The sequence below is a fragment of the Pseudomonas sp. GM25 genome (assembly GCF_000282255.1).
In the GTDB taxonomy this organism is placed as follows: domain Bacteria; phylum Pseudomonadota; class Gammaproteobacteria; order Pseudomonadales; family Pseudomonadaceae; genus Aquipseudomonas; species Aquipseudomonas aphyarum.
In genome coordinates this window covers 178,597-194,234 of the sequence record NZ_AKJQ01000038.1, presented here as the reverse complement: position 1 = coordinate 194,234, position 15,638 = coordinate 178,597, and the positions used below count along the sequence as shown (strand labels likewise).

General features: G+C 58.0%; 19 protein-coding genes. 12 read left to right on the top strand and 7 right to left on the bottom strand.

Going from position 1 to position 15,638, the window contains the following annotated elements; all coding sequences use genetic code 11:
- Positions 1-163: 163 nt before the first annotated feature.
- On the bottom strand, positions 164-358 hold the full coding sequence (locus PMI24_RS15150) for a PLDc N-terminal domain-containing protein (protein WP_007955366.1): 195 nt from the start codon (positions 356-358) through the stop codon (positions 164-166).
- 167 nt (positions 359-525) lie between these two features.
- Between PMI24_RS15150 and PMI24_RS15145 the strand changes: the two genes are divergently transcribed.
- The 3 genes from PMI24_RS15145 to PMI24_RS15135 all read left to right on the top strand — a co-directional run bounded on the left by PMI24_RS15145 (position 526) and on the right by PMI24_RS15135 (position 2,811).
- Positions 526-1,362 carry an AraC family transcriptional regulator gene (locus PMI24_RS15145; protein WP_007955364.1) on the top strand — a complete coding sequence of 279 codons (837 nt, stop codon included), beginning with the start codon at positions 526-528 and terminating at the stop codon, positions 1,360-1,362.
- 51 nt (positions 1,363-1,413) lie between these two features.
- Positions 1,414-2,010, top strand: a complete 597-nt coding sequence (locus tag PMI24_RS15140) for a LysE family translocator (RefSeq protein ID WP_007955363.1) — start codon at positions 1,414-1,416, stop codon at positions 2,008-2,010.
- 105 nt (positions 2,011-2,115) lie between these two features.
- Positions 2,116-2,811, top strand: coding sequence for a tRNA (adenine(22)-N(1))-methyltransferase (locus tag PMI24_RS15135; protein WP_045121766.1), 696 nt, complete (start codon positions 2,116-2,118; stop codon positions 2,809-2,811).
- 8 nt (positions 2,812-2,819) lie between these two features.
- On the opposite strand, the gene PMI24_RS15130 is transcribed toward PMI24_RS15135, so the two are convergent.
- A complete protein-coding gene (locus PMI24_RS15130) occupies positions 2,820-3,716 on the bottom strand; it encodes an AraC family transcriptional regulator (RefSeq protein WP_081493569.1) in 897 nt (298 codons plus the stop codon).
- Between the two features lie 138 nt (positions 3,717-3,854).
- Between PMI24_RS15130 and PMI24_RS15125 the strand changes: the two genes are divergently transcribed.
- The 5 genes from PMI24_RS15125 (at position 3,855) to PMI24_RS28890 (ending at position 6,800) form a co-directional block, all read left to right on the top strand.
- Entirely contained in the window at positions 3,855-4,598 is a 744-nt protein-coding gene (locus PMI24_RS15125) for an SDR family NAD(P)-dependent oxidoreductase (RefSeq protein WP_007955357.1), read from the top strand.
- A gap of 15 nt (positions 4,599-4,613) precedes the next feature.
- A complete protein-coding gene (locus PMI24_RS15120) occupies positions 4,614-5,015 on the top strand; it encodes a VOC family protein (RefSeq protein WP_007955355.1) in 402 nt (133 codons plus the stop codon).
- The gene (locus PMI24_RS15115) at positions 5,012-5,989 is read left to right on the top strand and encodes a saccharopine dehydrogenase family protein (protein ID WP_045121765.1); all 978 of its coding nucleotides are present in this window, start codon (positions 5,012-5,014) and stop codon (positions 5,987-5,989) included. The genes PMI24_RS15120 and PMI24_RS15115 overlap by 4 nt, the downstream gene beginning before the upstream one ends.
- 67 nt (positions 5,990-6,056) lie before the next feature.
- On the top strand, positions 6,057-6,521 hold the full coding sequence (locus PMI24_RS15110) for a nuclear transport factor 2 family protein (protein WP_007955352.1): 465 nt from the start codon (positions 6,057-6,059) through the stop codon (positions 6,519-6,521).
- Positions 6,522-6,635: 114 nt separating this feature from the next.
- A complete protein-coding gene (locus PMI24_RS28890; RefSeq protein ID WP_081493568.1) occupies positions 6,636-6,800 on the top strand; it encodes a DUF2986 domain-containing protein in 165 nt (54 codons plus the stop codon).
- 27 nt (positions 6,801-6,827) lie between these two features.
- Here the strand turns inward: PMI24_RS28890 and PMI24_RS15105 are convergent, their stop codons facing one another.
- From PMI24_RS15105 to PMI24_RS15085, 5 genes are all read right to left on the bottom strand, one after another.
- Positions 6,828-9,212, bottom strand: a complete 2,385-nt coding sequence (locus tag PMI24_RS15105) for a DUF3772 domain-containing protein (protein WP_007955350.1) — start codon at positions 9,210-9,212, stop codon at positions 6,828-6,830.
- A gap of 117 nt (positions 9,213-9,329) precedes the next feature.
- A complete protein-coding gene (arsH, locus tag PMI24_RS15100; RefSeq protein WP_007955349.1) occupies positions 9,330-10,019 on the bottom strand; it encodes an arsenical resistance protein ArsH in 690 nt (229 codons plus the stop codon).
- A gap of 11 nt (positions 10,020-10,030) precedes the next feature.
- Positions 10,031-10,501, bottom strand: a complete 471-nt coding sequence (locus PMI24_RS15095) for an arsenate reductase ArsC (RefSeq protein ID WP_007955348.1) — start codon at positions 10,499-10,501, stop codon at positions 10,031-10,033.
- Between the two features lie 9 nt (positions 10,502-10,510).
- On the bottom strand, positions 10,511-10,858 hold the full coding sequence (locus PMI24_RS15090; RefSeq protein ID WP_007955340.1) for a metalloregulator ArsR/SmtB family transcription factor: 348 nt from the start codon (positions 10,856-10,858) through the stop codon (positions 10,511-10,513).
- A 117-nt stretch (positions 10,859-10,975) separates the two neighbouring features.
- On the bottom strand, positions 10,976-11,596 hold the full coding sequence (locus PMI24_RS15085) for a LysE family translocator (protein ID WP_007955338.1): 621 nt from the start codon (positions 11,594-11,596) through the stop codon (positions 10,976-10,978).
- A 279-nt stretch (positions 11,597-11,875) separates the two neighbouring features.
- Here PMI24_RS15085 and PMI24_RS15080 point away from each other — a divergent pair, with 279 nt between their 5' ends.
- Genes PMI24_RS15080 through PMI24_RS15065 form a run of 4 tightly spaced genes read left to right on the top strand, consistent with a single transcriptional unit; the run spans position 11,876 to position 15,627 of the window.
- Positions 11,876-12,835 carry a hypothetical protein gene (locus PMI24_RS15080; RefSeq protein WP_238553827.1) on the top strand — a complete coding sequence of 320 codons (960 nt, stop codon included), beginning with the start codon at positions 11,876-11,878 and terminating at the stop codon, positions 12,833-12,835.
- 2 nt (positions 12,836-12,837) lie between these two features.
- Positions 12,838-13,467 (top strand): DUF2997 domain-containing protein, encoded by a 630-nt coding sequence (locus PMI24_RS15075; RefSeq protein ID WP_007955334.1) that lies wholly within the window; start codon positions 12,838-12,840, stop codon positions 13,465-13,467.
- Complete coding sequence (locus PMI24_RS15070; protein WP_007955332.1) at positions 13,468-13,989, top strand: 4Fe-4S single cluster domain-containing protein; 522 nt, start codon at positions 13,468-13,470, stop codon at positions 13,987-13,989. It begins immediately after the preceding gene.
- A 27-nt stretch (positions 13,990-14,016) separates the two neighbouring features.
- The gene (locus PMI24_RS15065) at positions 14,017-15,627 is read left to right on the top strand and encodes an AAA family ATPase (protein ID WP_007955330.1); all 1,611 of its coding nucleotides are present in this window, start codon (positions 14,017-14,019) and stop codon (positions 15,625-15,627) included.
- Positions 15,628-15,638 lie beyond the last annotated feature (11 nt).

Sequence of the window (15,638 nt, the reverse complement as noted above, 5' to 3'; positions counted from 1 at the left end):
TCGTATCTGGCGTTCATTAAAGACTGGCCACGTATCTGCGCTGTTTCCGTTTTCGTGGGCTGATGCGCGGGCATGTATCCGGGAGGCGTTCGTACACACTGCGATACAAACCAGCGGCCAACAAAAAGCCCCGAATGTTCGGGGCTCTTGCTTGCCTTGAGTTTCAGGCCTGAGTGACGTGCTTGGGCCCGGCCAGCGCCCAGGCGATCAGCCCGAACAGCGGCACAAACACGATCAACACGATCCAGACGCCTTTGTTGCTGGCTTTCCCCTCACTCTTGCGCACCCTGTTGATCGCCCACAATTCGATGAGCAAAAGAACGACGGCCAGTACGATCCACGTGGTTTCAAGTTGCATGGGCTACCTCCTGATGGTCATTGGTTTAGGCGGGGCATGCCACTCAGGGTTCATTAAATTTGCTTGATGGCTTGCCTGGCCCACGTGCACAAATGTTCTAAACGCCTCGGCAAAGTCGCGGTAACGTAGACATCCTTGACGAACAACCACTGCCTTCGGAGCCTTGCGTGGACAAACGCAACTGGATCGAACTCTCCCAGGATGCCGACACCGGGATCGAGTCGATTCGTGCCCATTTCCAGGGCCACGCCTACGATCCGCACTGGCATGACAGCTTTCTGGTGGGCGTCACCGAGCAGGGCGTGCAGCAGTTTCATTGCCGGCGCGTGCGCCATCTGAGTACGCCGGGCAAGATTTTCATGCTGGAACCGGGTGAGATCCACGACGGGCACGCGCCGACGGAGGAGGGCTTCACCTATTCCATGCTTTACCTCGATCCGCACTGGCTGGAGCGCGAATTGCGCGTGCTGTTCGAGCATGCGCCGGACAACAGCCAGCTCGGGTTCACCGATACCCTGAGTCAGGATTCGCGCCTGTCCACCTCCATCAATCAAGCCTTCAATGCCCTGCATCAAGGCGATTTGCGCATCGTGCGCCAGACCGCCATTGACACTTTGCTCGGTTCGCTGACATCGCACCTCGACTGGCGTAAACGGCAACCGTTCGATCCGCGCCTGCCACGGGTGGCCCAGGTGGCGCGGGACTATCTGCATGCGCACGCCTTCGAAGACATCGGGCTGGACGACGTGGCCCAAACCTGCGGAGTTGATCGCTTTCGCCTGACCCGGGCCTTCAAGGCCGCTTTCGGACTGGCGCCCCATGCCTATCTGATCCAGCTGCGCCTGGCCCGCGCCCGCCAGTTGCTGGCGCGCGGCGAAACACCCGCCACCGTCGCCAGCGCCCTCGGTTTCGCTGATCAGAGCCATCTGGGGCGCTGGTTCCGCCGTGCCTATCACCTGACGCCGGCGGATTACCGCAAGCGCTGCTCAAACCTTCCAGACTGAACCCCGCGCAACCGCGACCATGACTTCCTGTTTTGATCCGGGAGTCCTGTCATGGAATCGTTGTTGCCATTTCTGCTGTTTTCCTTCGTCGCCTCCATCACCCCGGGGCCGACCAATATTCTGGTGATGAGCCACAGCTCGCGACGCGGTCTGACGGCCACCGTGCCGATCATCTTCGGCGCGTGTGTGTCGGCGGCGCTGGTGGTGTTGGTGGTCGGGCTCGGCGTGGGGGAAACCTTGCTGCGCTATCCCCGTGTGCAGCAGGCGATGGCCTGGGCCGGGGTGATCTGGTTGAGCTGGCTGGCGTGGCAGATCTTTCGCAGCACGCCGCCGTCGCTGGATTCGGCCACAACGGCAGATGGCGGCTTTAGCGTGTTCGGCGCCGCCGGCCTGCAATTGATCAACCCCAAGGTGTGGATGATGGCCGTGGCGGTGGTGAGCGTGTTTGCCGGTGGCGGCGAGGACAGCACACGGATGGCGTTGTTGTCGCTGGCGTTTCTGCTGGTCAGTCTGCCGTGCATGACGGCGTGGGCACTGCTGGGCGTGGGCAGTGCGCGGTTCTTTGGCTCGCCACGGGCGTTTAGGCGGATGAATGTCGGGCTGGCGTTTTTGTTGTTGCTGTCGGCCTGGTTGACGGTGTTGGTGTAGCCGTCGCGGTTGGTCATATAAATTTGAAATACCAGACATTGCCCCCCAGAATCGCGCCCCGATCCGGCCACCAGTGCCGGGCGTTCAGAGTGAAAGGGGTTGCGGTTGAACGAACAGACATTGTCCATGCGCCTGGAACGGGTGGCGGCGCACGTGCCTGCCGGTGCGCGGCTGGCCGATATCGGCTCGGATCACGGCTACCTGCCGGTGGCCCTGTTGCGCCGTGGCGCAATCGCGGCGGCGGTGGCGGGCGAGATGGCCGTGACGCCGTTCCGTTCGGCGCAGCGCACTGTGCGTGAAAACGATCTTGAGCAGCAGATCACCGTGCGCCTGGCCAATGGCTTGATGGCAGTCGAATCGTCCGACGGGATCACGGCAATTACCGTCTGCGGCATGGGCGGCGAGACCATCCGCGACATCCTCGAAACCGGCAAGGCGCGCCTGAACGGCCGCGAACGTCTGATCCTGCAACCCAACGGCGGCGAGCCGCCCCTGCGCCGATGGCTGATGGACAACGACTACCGAATCCTCTTCGAGGAAATCCTGCGGGAGAATCGCTTCGACTACGAAATCATAGTGGCCGAGCGGGGCGAGCCGGTGACGTACACCGCCGAGGAACTGTTCTTCGGGCCATTGCAATTGCAGGCACGCAGTCCGGCGTTTGTCAGCAAGTGGCAGCATCGGTTGCGGCACAAGCAGCAGACGCTGGCTCATTTCGGGCGGGCGCGGCATGGGGTGTGCGAGCGCAAGGTGCAGGATCTGAAGCAGCAGGTACGCTGGATTACTGACGTGCTGGCGTGAAAGGCTGATCAGTGCTGCGTGCGGCTTCGGGTTTCCCCGAGAATCCGCACCGCATCCCGCGAGGGCGGCAAGCCGAACACCCGTGCGTAATCGCGGCTGAACTGCGTAGCACTTTCGTAACCGACTTCGAACGCCGCGCGGGTGACGCTTCTCGCATTGGCCACCATCAGTTTGCGGGCCTGTAGCAGGCGAACGCGCTTCTGGTATTGCAACGGACTCAGCGCTGTGACGGCTTTGAAATGCCGATGAAAGGCTGACACGCTCATCGACGCGAGTTGCGCCAATGCGTCCACGCGAATCGGTTCGGCAAAGTCCTGGCGAATGTGCTGAATGGCCAGATTGACGCGAGCCATGGTGCTGTCGGGTGCCGCAATGTCGCGCAACATCCAGCCGTGGGGGCCCTGCAGGACTCGATACAGAATCTCCCGCTCGTAGACCGAGGCGAGGGCCGCGATCTCTTCCGGCCGCCCCATCAGGCGCAGCATGCGTACCCAGGCATCCATCAACTCAGGCGTCACAGCGGCCACCGAAAATCCGCTGTCCTGTTCATGTTGCCCGAGTGGCTTGGGCAAGTCGGCCAACAGGGTCGTCAGCACCACCGGATCCAGTGTCAGACTGATCGCCAGGTAGGGCTCGCCGTCCGCAGAGGGGTGAACCTGACCCACCGCCGGCAGATCGATGGACATTACGAAATAGGTCGCCGGGTCGTAATGAAGCGTACGATCGGCGATGGTCATGCATTTGCTGCCCTGCAGAATCAGGTTGATCATCGGTTCGTAAACGGCGGCCAGCATGTGCTCGGGGATTTCACCCTGAACCATGGCAACGCGCGGGATGCCCGTCTCCGTGCGGCGGTTTTCGGCGTGTTGCGCCAGGGCGCGAAGTTCTGTCAGTTGATTATTCATGCCAGGCATCTGAACCCACGCGATCACTCCCACGCAAGCAAAAAGCAGAAACAGGCAGGTTTCGAAGAGGAACGGCTGCGCTCGCCTCGAAGCCGATGACTACTGTGGTCACTCACCACAGAGACATTGGAGCAGCGCATGAGCGTTATCGTGATTACCGGTGGCAGCCGTGGCATCGGCGCCAGTACTGCCGAACACTGTGCCCGTCTCGGGATGGGCGTCATCCTGACCTACAAGAGCAATGCCGATGCGGCCGCCGCTGTCGTGCAACGGATTGAGTCGTCGGGCGGCAAAGCCGTGGCGCTTGAACTGGACGTTGCGGATGTCAGTCAATTCGGCCGTTTCCGTGATGCTGTCCGACATAACCTCGACAGCCTGTGGGGCGTGGCTACGCTGGCGGGACTGGTCAACAACGCGGGCCACGGCTTGTTCATTCCGCTGGAAGCGGTCACCGAGGCGCAGTTCGACGGCTTGCTGAGCGTTCATCTCAAGGGCCCGTTTTTCCTCACGCAAACCTTGCTGCCGCTGATGGGCGAGGGCGCCAGCATCGTCAACCTGACCAGCGCGACCACCCGAGTCGCTACCGCCGGGGTTGCGCCGTACGCGGCGTTCAAGGGCGGGCTGGAAGTGCTGACCCGTTACATGGCCAAGGAATTCGCGGATCGGCGCATTCGGGCCAACGCTGTTTCGCCGGGAGCGATCCGTACCGAGCTGGGAGGTGGCTTGAACGACGAATTCGAAGCATTGCTGGCCTCGCAGACGGCTCTCGGCCGGGTCGGCGAACCGCAGGATGTCGCGCGTGTCATCGCCATGTTGCTGTCCGAAGAGGGCAACTGGATCAACGCCCAATCCATTGAAGTCGCGGGCGGCTATTTCATTTGAAGGCGAGGTAACTCCATGCTTGATCACATCTTTCTGTCAGTCAGTGACATTCAACGTTCCATTGATTTCTACACCGCCGCGCTGACCCCGCTGGGCATTACCGCAAGGCTTGATTACGACGGCAAGGACGGCCCGCCGGGGCATCCGGACCTGAAAGGTTTCGGTGCCCGTGGCCGGATGTTTTTCTGGTTGCGCGAAGGCGTGGTGGAGGGGCGGGCGGTGCATGTCGGGTTTGTCGCCAACAGCAAGGCCGAAGTCGATGCCGCTTATGCAGCGGCAATCAACGCTGGTGCCGTCGATAACGGCGCTCCGGGCGCACGCCTGCATTACGACCCTGACTACTACGCTGCCAACGTCATCGATCCGGACGGTTACAGCCTCGAATTCGTCTTCAAAAAATGGCAGCACGGCCAATGAGCACACTCATGATCTATGGCGCGACCGGGTACACCGGACGCATGGCGGCCAAACATGCCAAGGCTCTGGGTCTGGACCTGGTCATCGCCGGTCGCACGGCCGAAAAACTCCAGTCGCTCGCCGCGCAACTGGATGTGCCTTTTCGGGTGTTCAAGCCCGATGAACTGGCCGCGCAATCCCTGGAGGGCATCGCGGTACTGCTGAATTTCGCGGGGCCGTTCGTCCAGACGGCAGACGCCTTGATGCAGGCGTGCATTGAGGCTGGGGTCGACTATCTGGACATCACGGCGGAGATCAATGTCTATCGGCGTGCCGAGCAGTTGGCTGTTCAAGCCGCCCGTGCAAACGTGATGCTACTGCCCGGCGTCGGCTGGGATGTGGTGCCGACCGATTGCCTGGCGATGCATGTCACTCGGCGGGTACAGGCGCCGCGTTCATTAAAAATCGCCTTGCAGGTCGCGGGCTCGATGTCGCGCGGCTCGGCCCTGAGTGTCAGTGAAATCATTGGTGCAGGCCTGTTGGCGCGGGTCGATGGACAACTGGTCGCAACGCCCGATGCGCAACCCCGTCACTTCGATTTTGGTGATGGACCGGTGCTCTGTGCGCCGCTGTCATTCGGTGATTTGGTGACCGGCTGGCATTCCACCGGTATTCCCGATATCGCCATGTTCGTGCACATCAGCGGTGACGCGTTTCCGGAAGGTGATCTGTCACAACTGCCCGAAGGACCGAGCGTCGAACAGCGCGAAGCGCATCGCGCCCGAGCGGTGGCCGAAGTCCGCGGCGCCGACGGCAGTGTTGCGCGCTCGGTGATCGAGACCGTCAACGGCTACACCTACACGCCGCTCGTGGCTGTCGAAGCTGCACGTCGCGTATTGAGCGGGGAGCGGCGGCTTGGATTTGAAACGCCGGCCCGGGTGTTCGGCATCGGGTTTGCCGAAAGCATTGCAGGTACAACCGTTACTGATTTCTGAAACGCGAGTCCGCTTCGGCCTCGCGCTTGGCGAAATCCTCAAGCTCACTTCACCTAAGGCCTCAAATATGTCATCCACACAGTTGCAGGACACCGCAGACAAACTTGCGGTGGTTGAAACGCTGTACCGGTTTGCCGCCGGAATCGATCTGCGCGACGAAGTATTGCTGGCTTCGGCGTTTACCGAAGATGCGATTTCCGACTTCCGGCCTGCCGCTGCAAAGGCCGGGTTCGAATACCCTGTTCTGCAGGGGCGCCAGACCATCGTGGCGGCGCTTTCAGGTTCACTAGCCGGTATCGACACCACGCACTCCGTTAACAATCCGCGAGTCAGCATCGCTGGCGATCAGGCGCAGGTAGATGCACTCGTGGAAGCCCAGCACGTGCCGCAAAATGATCACTCACGCCACTACCTGATGAAAAACCGTTACGACGTAAAACTGGTGCGGGCAGGCGACGCCTGGCTGATTCAAAGCGTCACGGTTGACAACGTCTGGCGCACGGGCGAACCCGGGGTGCTCTCCGGCGTTTAACCGGATTTGCGAGCCGGTTATCGTGAAGGCTTGATTGAGCGTGAGGTTTCGCCCGCCTCTGCGCCGGCTGATTCAGCTGTTATCATTCAAGCCTTTACAGCCGGGTAGATGACCATGAACCGCCAGAAAAAACTGCAACAGCTCTTCAAGGAAAAATCCAGAAAGGCCAACGCCAAACTGGCACCCAAGAGCAACAAGCCGAAGTACATCAGCAAGGCGGATCGTTTGAAACTGGCGGCGGAAGCGGCGCCAGAGTCGATTGAAACCCCTGAGGTCTGATCAGGCAGGCGCGCAGCAGGTTTTCCCTCAGGTACTCGGCGGCTTCGCCAGCTCAATCCCCGCCGCCCCCAGCCGCTTGAGAATCTCGAACAACAGATCACTCTTGGTCGTGCCGACAATCCTCGGGCTGGCGACATACCCAGTCACCGTCAACGTAATCCCGTCCGGCGTCAGCTTGCTGAAACGCACGAATGGCGCGGGTTTTTCGAGGATGGTTTCGTGTTCCTTGTAGGTGTCGAACAGCAGGTTCTGCACCTGTTCGGGGTCGATATCCAGCGGGAACATCAGTTCCAGCGTCGCCACGCCCTGGGCGCTGCCGCCGAGGGTGACGTTGCGCAGGTTCTGCGAGATCAGTTGCGAGTTGGGCACGATCACGATCGAGCGGTCGCTGAGCTGGATTTCGGTGGCGCGCACGTTGATCCGGCGGATGTCGCCCTCGACGCCGCTGATGCTGATCAGGTCGCCGACCTTGACTGGGCGTTCGGTGAGCAGGATCAGGCCGGAGACGAAGTTCTTCACGATCTCCTGCAAGCCGAAGCCGATGCCCACCGACAGGGCGCTGACGATCCACGCCAGGTTGGTCCATTGCACGCCCAGCGATGACAGGGTCAGCAGAATCACCACCGCATAACCGATGTTGGAAAACAGCGTGCTGAGCGAGGCGCACATGCCCGGGTCCATGTCGGTCTTGGGCAGAAACTCATTGTCGAGCCATCGGCGCAGGGCGCGGATCAGGTAGATGCCGATCAGCAGCGCCAGCACCGCGTTGAGCAAATGACCGGGGACGATGTTCAGTTTGCGCAGGCCGGCGCCGCCGAGGATCGTACCGATGTTGTTGGCCAGCTGGCCCAGAGTGGTGCCGATCCCGCCCACAAACAGCGTGATGACCGCCAACAGCAACAGCGCAGCGCGACCGAAACCGGCCAAGAGGGTCGAGGCCTGTTCGAGGCGCCGGTCTCCGACACCCAGCAGTTGTTTCAGCGCCTTGCCGCTGGAATGGCGGGGCGAGAAGAAGTACTCGCAGCTGTCCTTGAGCAACTGCATCAGCAGGTAAAACCCGGAAAACACGATAAACGCCCACACCAGCTCGTAGGTGATGAACCGCGCCAGCGACACATACCCCGTCAGCAGGGCGCCGAACGACAGCACCATCGCCAGGGTGGCGACGGTGTAAATCACGCCGGCGAAGGTGTTGCCCGACACCTGCGTATCCCCGGCCGCCACCAAGACCTTGCGAACCCTGCCGACGCGCATCAGCAACGTCGTGACGATGCCCAGCACCACTATCGCAATCACCCCGCGCCCGGCGATTACGATCTGGCTGCTCATCCCTGAGGCATTACTGACCTGCACCGCCGTGACCAGCACCAACAGCGTCGCAGCCAGAATCCGCGCAAACGGCTGCAGTGTGTGTGCGACCTCGTCGGCCACCGCCGGCAGCCGCCACGACGGGTGCTCGGTGGACAGCAAGGCGCGGCTCAGGCCGGTGATCAGGACGCAGGCGTAAACGACTTTCTCGAACTCATCGGAAAAGGTCGCCAGCATCGGCGGCAACGGCACATGACGGGTGCAGGCGTAGTACAGCAATTGCAGGGCGATGGCGGTGGTCGCGAGTGTTGCCAGTGCCGAGGCAAACGCCAGTGAACTGCGGCGCAGCCGGCCCTCCGGCATGCGATGAATGCACACCCAGGCCATCCAGCGGTCAGCGAGCCGCCGTCCGAACGTCCAGACGATGAACGCCAATATCACCAGCAGCGCGGTGTAAAAGCGCTGGCCGGGTTGCCACGCCTCGGCGCCGGTCTGTTGCACCTGTTCGACGAAAAAACGCAGGCGCTGGCGGTCATCCCCCGATGGATTGAAAAGGGGCGTCCAGAAACCGGGATTCAGAATGCTGTGGGTGCTGAGCGTCAGTTCGCTTTCGAGCAACGTGCGGCGGATGCCGGCGATCTGGGTGATCAGATCCGTGGCGCTTTGCTTGAGGGTGGCGAGGTTCTTCAGCGCCGTATCGACTTTGGTTTTCTGCTCGATCAGCGTCGCCCGCTGCGCCGCGATATCGGCCTGTTCAGCGGCGACCGCTTCGGCCGGCGCGGCCCCCAGCACGCCCAGTTGCACGGTCAGTTGCGCCTGCTGCGGCAACAGCGATGCGGACAGCCGATCGATGTCCAGAATGAACGTCTGCACCCGATCCTGCGGACCTTCGAGCTGGTTGTAATTATTGGCGGACGAAATCTGCTGCTTGAGGCCGTCGAGGCGCAGTTGCAAGGCTTGCAGATCGCTTTGCGTGACGCCGGGGAGCGGGGCGCCAGTACTGACATCGGGAGTGCCGGACAAGTCGGCGGCCGACACCGCCACGAGCCCCGAACCGAGCACGATCAGAGCGATGAACATCAATGACTTCAATGCATTACGCATGGGACTGGCCGATTCCGGTTGATCACACAAACATTGAGGTTAGGTGATCGGATCGGAGGGCGCGGAAAAGTTTCGGTGGCCCGGCCGACGGGCCACCGCTCGCGGCGTTGCGGTTGTTCAGATCGACCGCTGATTGACCCGCTGCATCAACTCTTCCGCCGACTCCTTGCGCTCGGAATAACGATCCACCAGGTCCGGGCGATCACGCAGCAACAGCGTGAATTTCACCAACTCTTCCATCACATCCACCACCCGGTCGTACAGCGCCGAGGGTTTCATGCGGTTGCCTTCGTCGAATTCCAGATAAGCCTTGGGCACCGACGACTGATTGGGGATGGTGAACATGCGCATCCAGCGGCCCAGCACGCGCAGTTGATTGACTACGTTGAAGGACTGCGAACCGCCGCAGACCTGCATTACCGCCAGGGTCTTGCCCTGAGTCGGGCGCACTGCGCCGAGGGCCAGCGGCACCCAGTCGATCTGGGCCTTGAACACCGCCGACATCGCGCCGTGGCGTTCCGGCGAGCACCAGACCTGGCCTTCGGACCATTGCATCAGCTCGAGCAGTTCCTGGACCTTCGGGTGATCGCCCGGCGCATCGTCCGGCAGCGGCAGACCCGAAGGATTGAAGATTCGCGTCTCGGCACCGAAGTGCTCCAGCAACCGTGCGGCTTCTTCGATCAGCAAACGACTGAAGGAGCGCGGACGGGTCGAGCCGTACAGCAACAGGATGCGCGGCTTGTGGGCGCCTTCGTCACGCGTGGTTGTTTGAACCAGTGAGGGATCGAGGTTGGGCAGGTCAGTCATGTCGGCTCCGGTTACAGCGTGCTGATGCGGTCGAGCTCGCGCTTGAGGGCATCACGGTCAAGTTCGGCGAAGGGCAGGGCGAGGAAGGCCCGGCAGCGGGTTTCGATTTGGGCGAGGGTGGCGTGGAACGCGGCATCGATGGTGCGTTCATCGCCGACCACATCCGATGGATCTTCCAGCCCCCAATGGGCTTTCAGGGCCGGGCCGAAATACACGGGGCAGGCTTCACCGGCGGCCTTGTCGCACACGGTGATGACGATATCCGGCGGGTTGTCTTCGAAGGCCTCGTTGCCCTTGCTGCTCAAACCGGCGATGGAAATGCCGGCCGCCTGCAACGTGGTCAGGCTGCGCGGCAGTACCTGGCCCTTGGGAAAGCTGCCGGCGCTGACTGCTTCGAAACCGGCCGGTGCCAGATGATTGAACATCGCCTCCGAGAGAATGCTGCGGCAGCTGTTGGCGGTGCACATGAATAGAACGCGCATGATCAATCCTCAGCAGCAGGCAGACGTGTTGAGCGGGCGATCGCCCATGGCTGCCAGCCGCGCGCTGTTTTCTTCCAGCCAGGCGGTGTTGGCGGCGAGCGTGGTATCGAGCAGCGTGCGAATCCATGCCGGCAAGTCGGGGTTGAGCCGGTAATAAACCCACTGGCCCTGACGGCGATCCAGCAACAGACCGCAGGTGCGCAGCTGCGCGAGATGGCGGGAGATTTTCGGCTGACTGTCGTCCAGCGCGCAGACCAGTTCGCAGACACACAGCTCACCTTCACGGGTGATCAACAGCGTGGCCCGGGCACGGGTTTCGTCGGCGAGGCATTTGAAAACAGAGGCGGGGTTGAGCATCACGATGCCATCAGTACATATGGTTTTTCGAATATACGGATATCCATATGTATTGGGCAAGCCTTGAGTTTGATGAGGTGGCAGCTCTCGACCGAAGGTGTGTTTAGCGCAGGCGCCTCAACGCTTGCTGAACGCCAATCGCGCGGCAAACAGTACGAAAATCATCCCGGTGGTGCTATCCATCCAGCGAATCACCTTCTCGCGCCGAAGGAACCCGGACAGCGGCTGCGTCGCGCCAATCAACACCAGCGACCAGATCAGCCCTAGCACTACATGAATGCTCACCAGCCCGAACGTCCATGGCACCAGCGGCTGCCCTTGCGGAATGAACTGCGGTAGAAACGACACGTAGAAAATCCCGATCTTCGGATTCAGCACATTCCCCAGCATGCCCTTGAGAAACCAGTTCGCCCCCGGTTTGCCGTCGGCTTCGGCCGGTGCCAGCGAATGGCGAGGGCGCAGCAGCATGTTCAACCCCAGCCACGCCAGATATCCCGCGCCGCAATACTTCAACAGGTTGTAGGCCAACTCCGACACCGCAATCAACGCCCCCAACCCAAAGGCCACCGCCGCGCCCCACAACAGACAACCGGCATTGATCCCCAACGCCGCACGCAACGCCTGCTGTTTGCCCTCGACGGTGGCGGTGCGCAGCACCAGCGCGGTGTCGAGACCGGGTGTCAGGGTCAGCAGCGTGGCAGCGAAAGTGAAGGCGAGGAGGTTGTCGGCGATGGACATGGTGCGTGGGTTCCCTGTTCTGGATGGGGGAACGGTAGCGGTTTCAGGCAGGGGGATCCAGCAGTGAGATGAGGGGGGGCGGTAGTTTATGTAGTTAGTTGCCGACACTTACAAAGCCAAGCAGCAGAGGTGCACCTGTAATGAGACCTTTCCTGAAACGTGATAAACCCAAGATGGTCATGTAGCATAGAGCCATCATCGCGATCCCACTGCTACTCACTTCTGCCCAACTCAAAAGGTTTGTAAATGATAAAAACTATCCCGATGTGGAAAATGGTGATGGACACCAAAGGCATAATTATCGGACTTTTTTTGCTTGCGACCATACCTGCGTTCATCGCTGCCAGTGTGTGGATGTTTGTTGTAAGTTTGCAAAGTGGGCAAATTCGCGAGGCCATGATTGGGTTTATTGGGTTGGTTTTTTTTGGTGCGGGCGCTATTTTATTTGGGCCTTCAAAAAAATATGTTCCCGGCAAAACATTCAAGATGTACAGGAATAAGAAATTCAGTACAAAGAAATACATAAATTACGGTTACGTAATCACTGTTTTGATTTTTGCTGGTTTTATCGTTTTGTCTCCGAAGGACGCGCTGAAATCTATAGGCTATGGATTGATAGCTGTCTATGCTATTTATATTTATTCCAAAAGTTTGAAGTTTCACGCGGATGTCGATTTTTCGACCAATGAATATCTGGCCACCGCTCTGGGGTTTTCTGCAGGGGAGAAAATTCTGCTCAGCTACCAGAATTTTGATGCTGACGAAGTTAAAGCGGGTAGCAATGCTTTTGCCGCAACTGCGACCAAATTTATTGTAGCGTCCTTTGATGGGAATGGCTGGACGAAACTGTCAAAGGATCTGAATCAACTCTCGGGCATTGGTATCATTGGCAAGGACAGTCAGAGTTACGCCATGAAACTGGAGTTCAATGATGGTGTTGATGCTTTGTTTTACATTGGGCTCTATGACAAGCTCACGTCAAATCCGCTCATGGTCATTCGAGGGCTGTTGGAAACGATTGATGCAAGTCTCCTGAATGACAGTGGTGCACCACAGGCAACCAAAAGACGTCGGGTGGTGGTTAACGCTGACACTTCAAATCCGATTTCAGAAAATGTTCCGGCTGATGCGCCGCTTGCAGCCGGAGCACCTGCGCGCAACATTGAGGTTGCTCCTCACGTGTTGAATGCTATCCAGAATGCCGAAGAAACTGTTTCCGGCCGCAGGCTGGAGATTTAACAATGTCTCATTGCACGAAGTTTGAATTTTCATATGTTGATGAAGAGGCCATTGCCAAAGCTTTTGGCAAGATGGGCCTCAGCCCGACAACCGGCCTGGTTTCAATGTTTGCCAGTGACTTCAGCAAAAAGGTGTTGAGCGCAATAGGCTATATGGGTCAGCAACAGTTTAGAGCTATTTATGGCATGGCTGGTGAGTTCAGTCTGTTTGTTTGTCAGATTGAGCAGGGTTCCTACAAACTCCTCATCGAACGGGAAACTGTTTCGGTCGACGATGAAGCAATCATGTCTGATTTGGCTTTAAGCTTTCAGAAAGCCTATATCAGCGTGGCCATCGATGAAACCGTAAAACGCATAGATGCATCAGGTTTTCCATCAAGAGTGAAAGAAACCGTTCAAGGCTTTGAGGTTGAGTTCGGACCCAGCTACGAATACAGCATTCATGTCACTTTTACAGGCGATGAAGTGACGGAAGAAGTGCATGGCGTCAAAGGCGATATTTGCACAAAACTCACTGAAGAGCTTGAGGCGCTTCTTTCCCGCCCTACTGCGGAGCTCGTGACCGAGTGGAAGCCGGCCTATACCGTAGTCCATGAAGAGCAAACCCTTCAAATTCTCAGGGCCAATTTCTAGATGGAAATCAATGTACATCACATGGACTTGAGCAGCGTTAACGGCCCCGGGTTGCGCTTGACATTATGGGTGCAGGGTTGTGCGCTGAATTGTAAGGGATGCTTCAATCAGAGTACCCACGCTCGCGAGGCGAGTACGCTGATGTCTGTTCATGACCTGGCAAAGAAGATCAATGCACTCGATATCGCTGGGGTTACTCTTTCCGGGGGGGAGCCGCTCGACCAGGCGCCAGCCCTCGAAGAGCTGATACATGCCGTCAATGGCGAGAAAAACTGGATACTTTATACGGGCTATACGCCGAAAGAGATATTCAAGAATGAGGCCATGATTCGAGTTGTCAAGGCCGTAGACTTGACGCTGGCGGGCCGGTATCTGCAAAACGCGAAACATCCCTATCAGCACAAACAAATGATCAAAACAAGCGATAGGGTTGATATCGACTTTTTTCGTGCCAGGAGACCTGTCGAGTTTGTTGTTTCAAACTCCGGGGTTACCAAAACCGGTCTTCCGGTGCATGTATAACTTAGTTCAGGCGTAGGGATAACAGGCATGAACCGTACCAAGCAGATAACAGATTACCTCAAGGCGCGTTACGCCATTCTGGTCATTGAAACGTTCGAGGAAGAGCGCGCCCTCAAAGAAATCTCTGAAATCGCCAAGACGCTCAGCCATCGTTTGTTCGTTTGGAACTCGACGATGGGTGTTCAGATCAATGGCGTCGTGGCCGGGGATAAAACCTTTGATTTGAAAATGGCCCTGGACTTTTGCGAAGAAAGAGCCAAGGAGGAAAGCAGCAAAAACATTTTTGTCTTTTGTGATGCTCATAATTACCTTGCCCCAAACTCGAATCCTGTCTATCGCCGTCGGCTTCGGGATCTGGCCATAAATATTCGTTCGCGTGGATATCGAAGTAATTGCATCATCGTGGCGCCAAGTTTTGAAATTGCCAATGATCTTCAGAAAGAAATCACGTTGATTGATTTCCCTTTGCCGTCGAGAGAAGAAGTTAAAAGTCAGGTCAATGACTTTGTTAATTCCTGGCAAGGCAACAGTAGCGTCAAGATCGACCTGGCTGGTGAAACCAAAGATAAACTCATTGACGCCGCTTTGGGGCTCACGGGGTTGGAAATTGACAACAGTTTGTCTCGTTCACTGGTATCCAGTCTTAGTGTCAATGAAAGTACCGTAAAGGATCTGCTTTTCGAAAAGAAACAAATCATACGAAAAACAGGCATCCTGGAATACATCGACTCTACGGTAAATCTTGAGGATGTTGGAGGGCTGGCGACTCTCAAGAAGTGGCTCCATTTGCGCAGCCAGTGTTTTGGGCAAATGGCGCAGGAGTTTGGTGTCAAAACCCCGAAGGGCTTGCTTTTGACCGGAGTACCTGGCTGCGGCAAGTCGCTGACGGCAAAGTGCATATCGTCGTCCTGGAACATGCCCTTGTTGCGTCTGGATATGGGGAAAATCTTCCAGGGCGTGGTGGGTTCTTCAGAGTCAAATATTCGTTCCGCACTACACACTGCCGAAGCCATTTCGCCTTGCATCCTGTGGATCGACGAAATTGAAAAAGGACTTTCCGGTTCTTCCGGAGGAGCCTCTGATGGCGGCACGGCCACACGCGTATTCGGCACGCTATTAACGTGGATGCAAGAAAAGACGGCGCCTGTTTTTGTATTTGCTACTGCTAACAACATCAACAGCTTGCCTCCGGAACTGTTGAGAAAGGGGCGGTTCGACGAAATATTTTTCGTTGACTTCCCGTCGACACTGGAAAGAAAGAAGATTCTTGAAATACATCTGAAGAAGTTGAAACGTGACCCGGAAAAATTTGATCTGGATCGATTGTCTGCTCTGGGAGGCGAGTCGAACTTTGGTAAAGACGTTGTGCTTTCTGGTGCTGAAATCGAAGCGTGGGTCGGGGACTCGCTGATTGAGGCGTTTTCACGGCGAATGAGCGGCACCGGTGATGCAAGTGACCTGACCATGGCTGATTTTGAAACGACTATTTCGCGTTTGGTACCCATGAGCAAAATGCGCAAAGACGAGTTTACAAAACTGCGTGATTGGGCCAATCAAAACGCAATCAGCGCTTCGGCCATGGTTGCCGGCCAGAATGATACGGAAACTCAAATCGGCGGCAGGCAAATTGATTTTTGATCTGGGGTGAT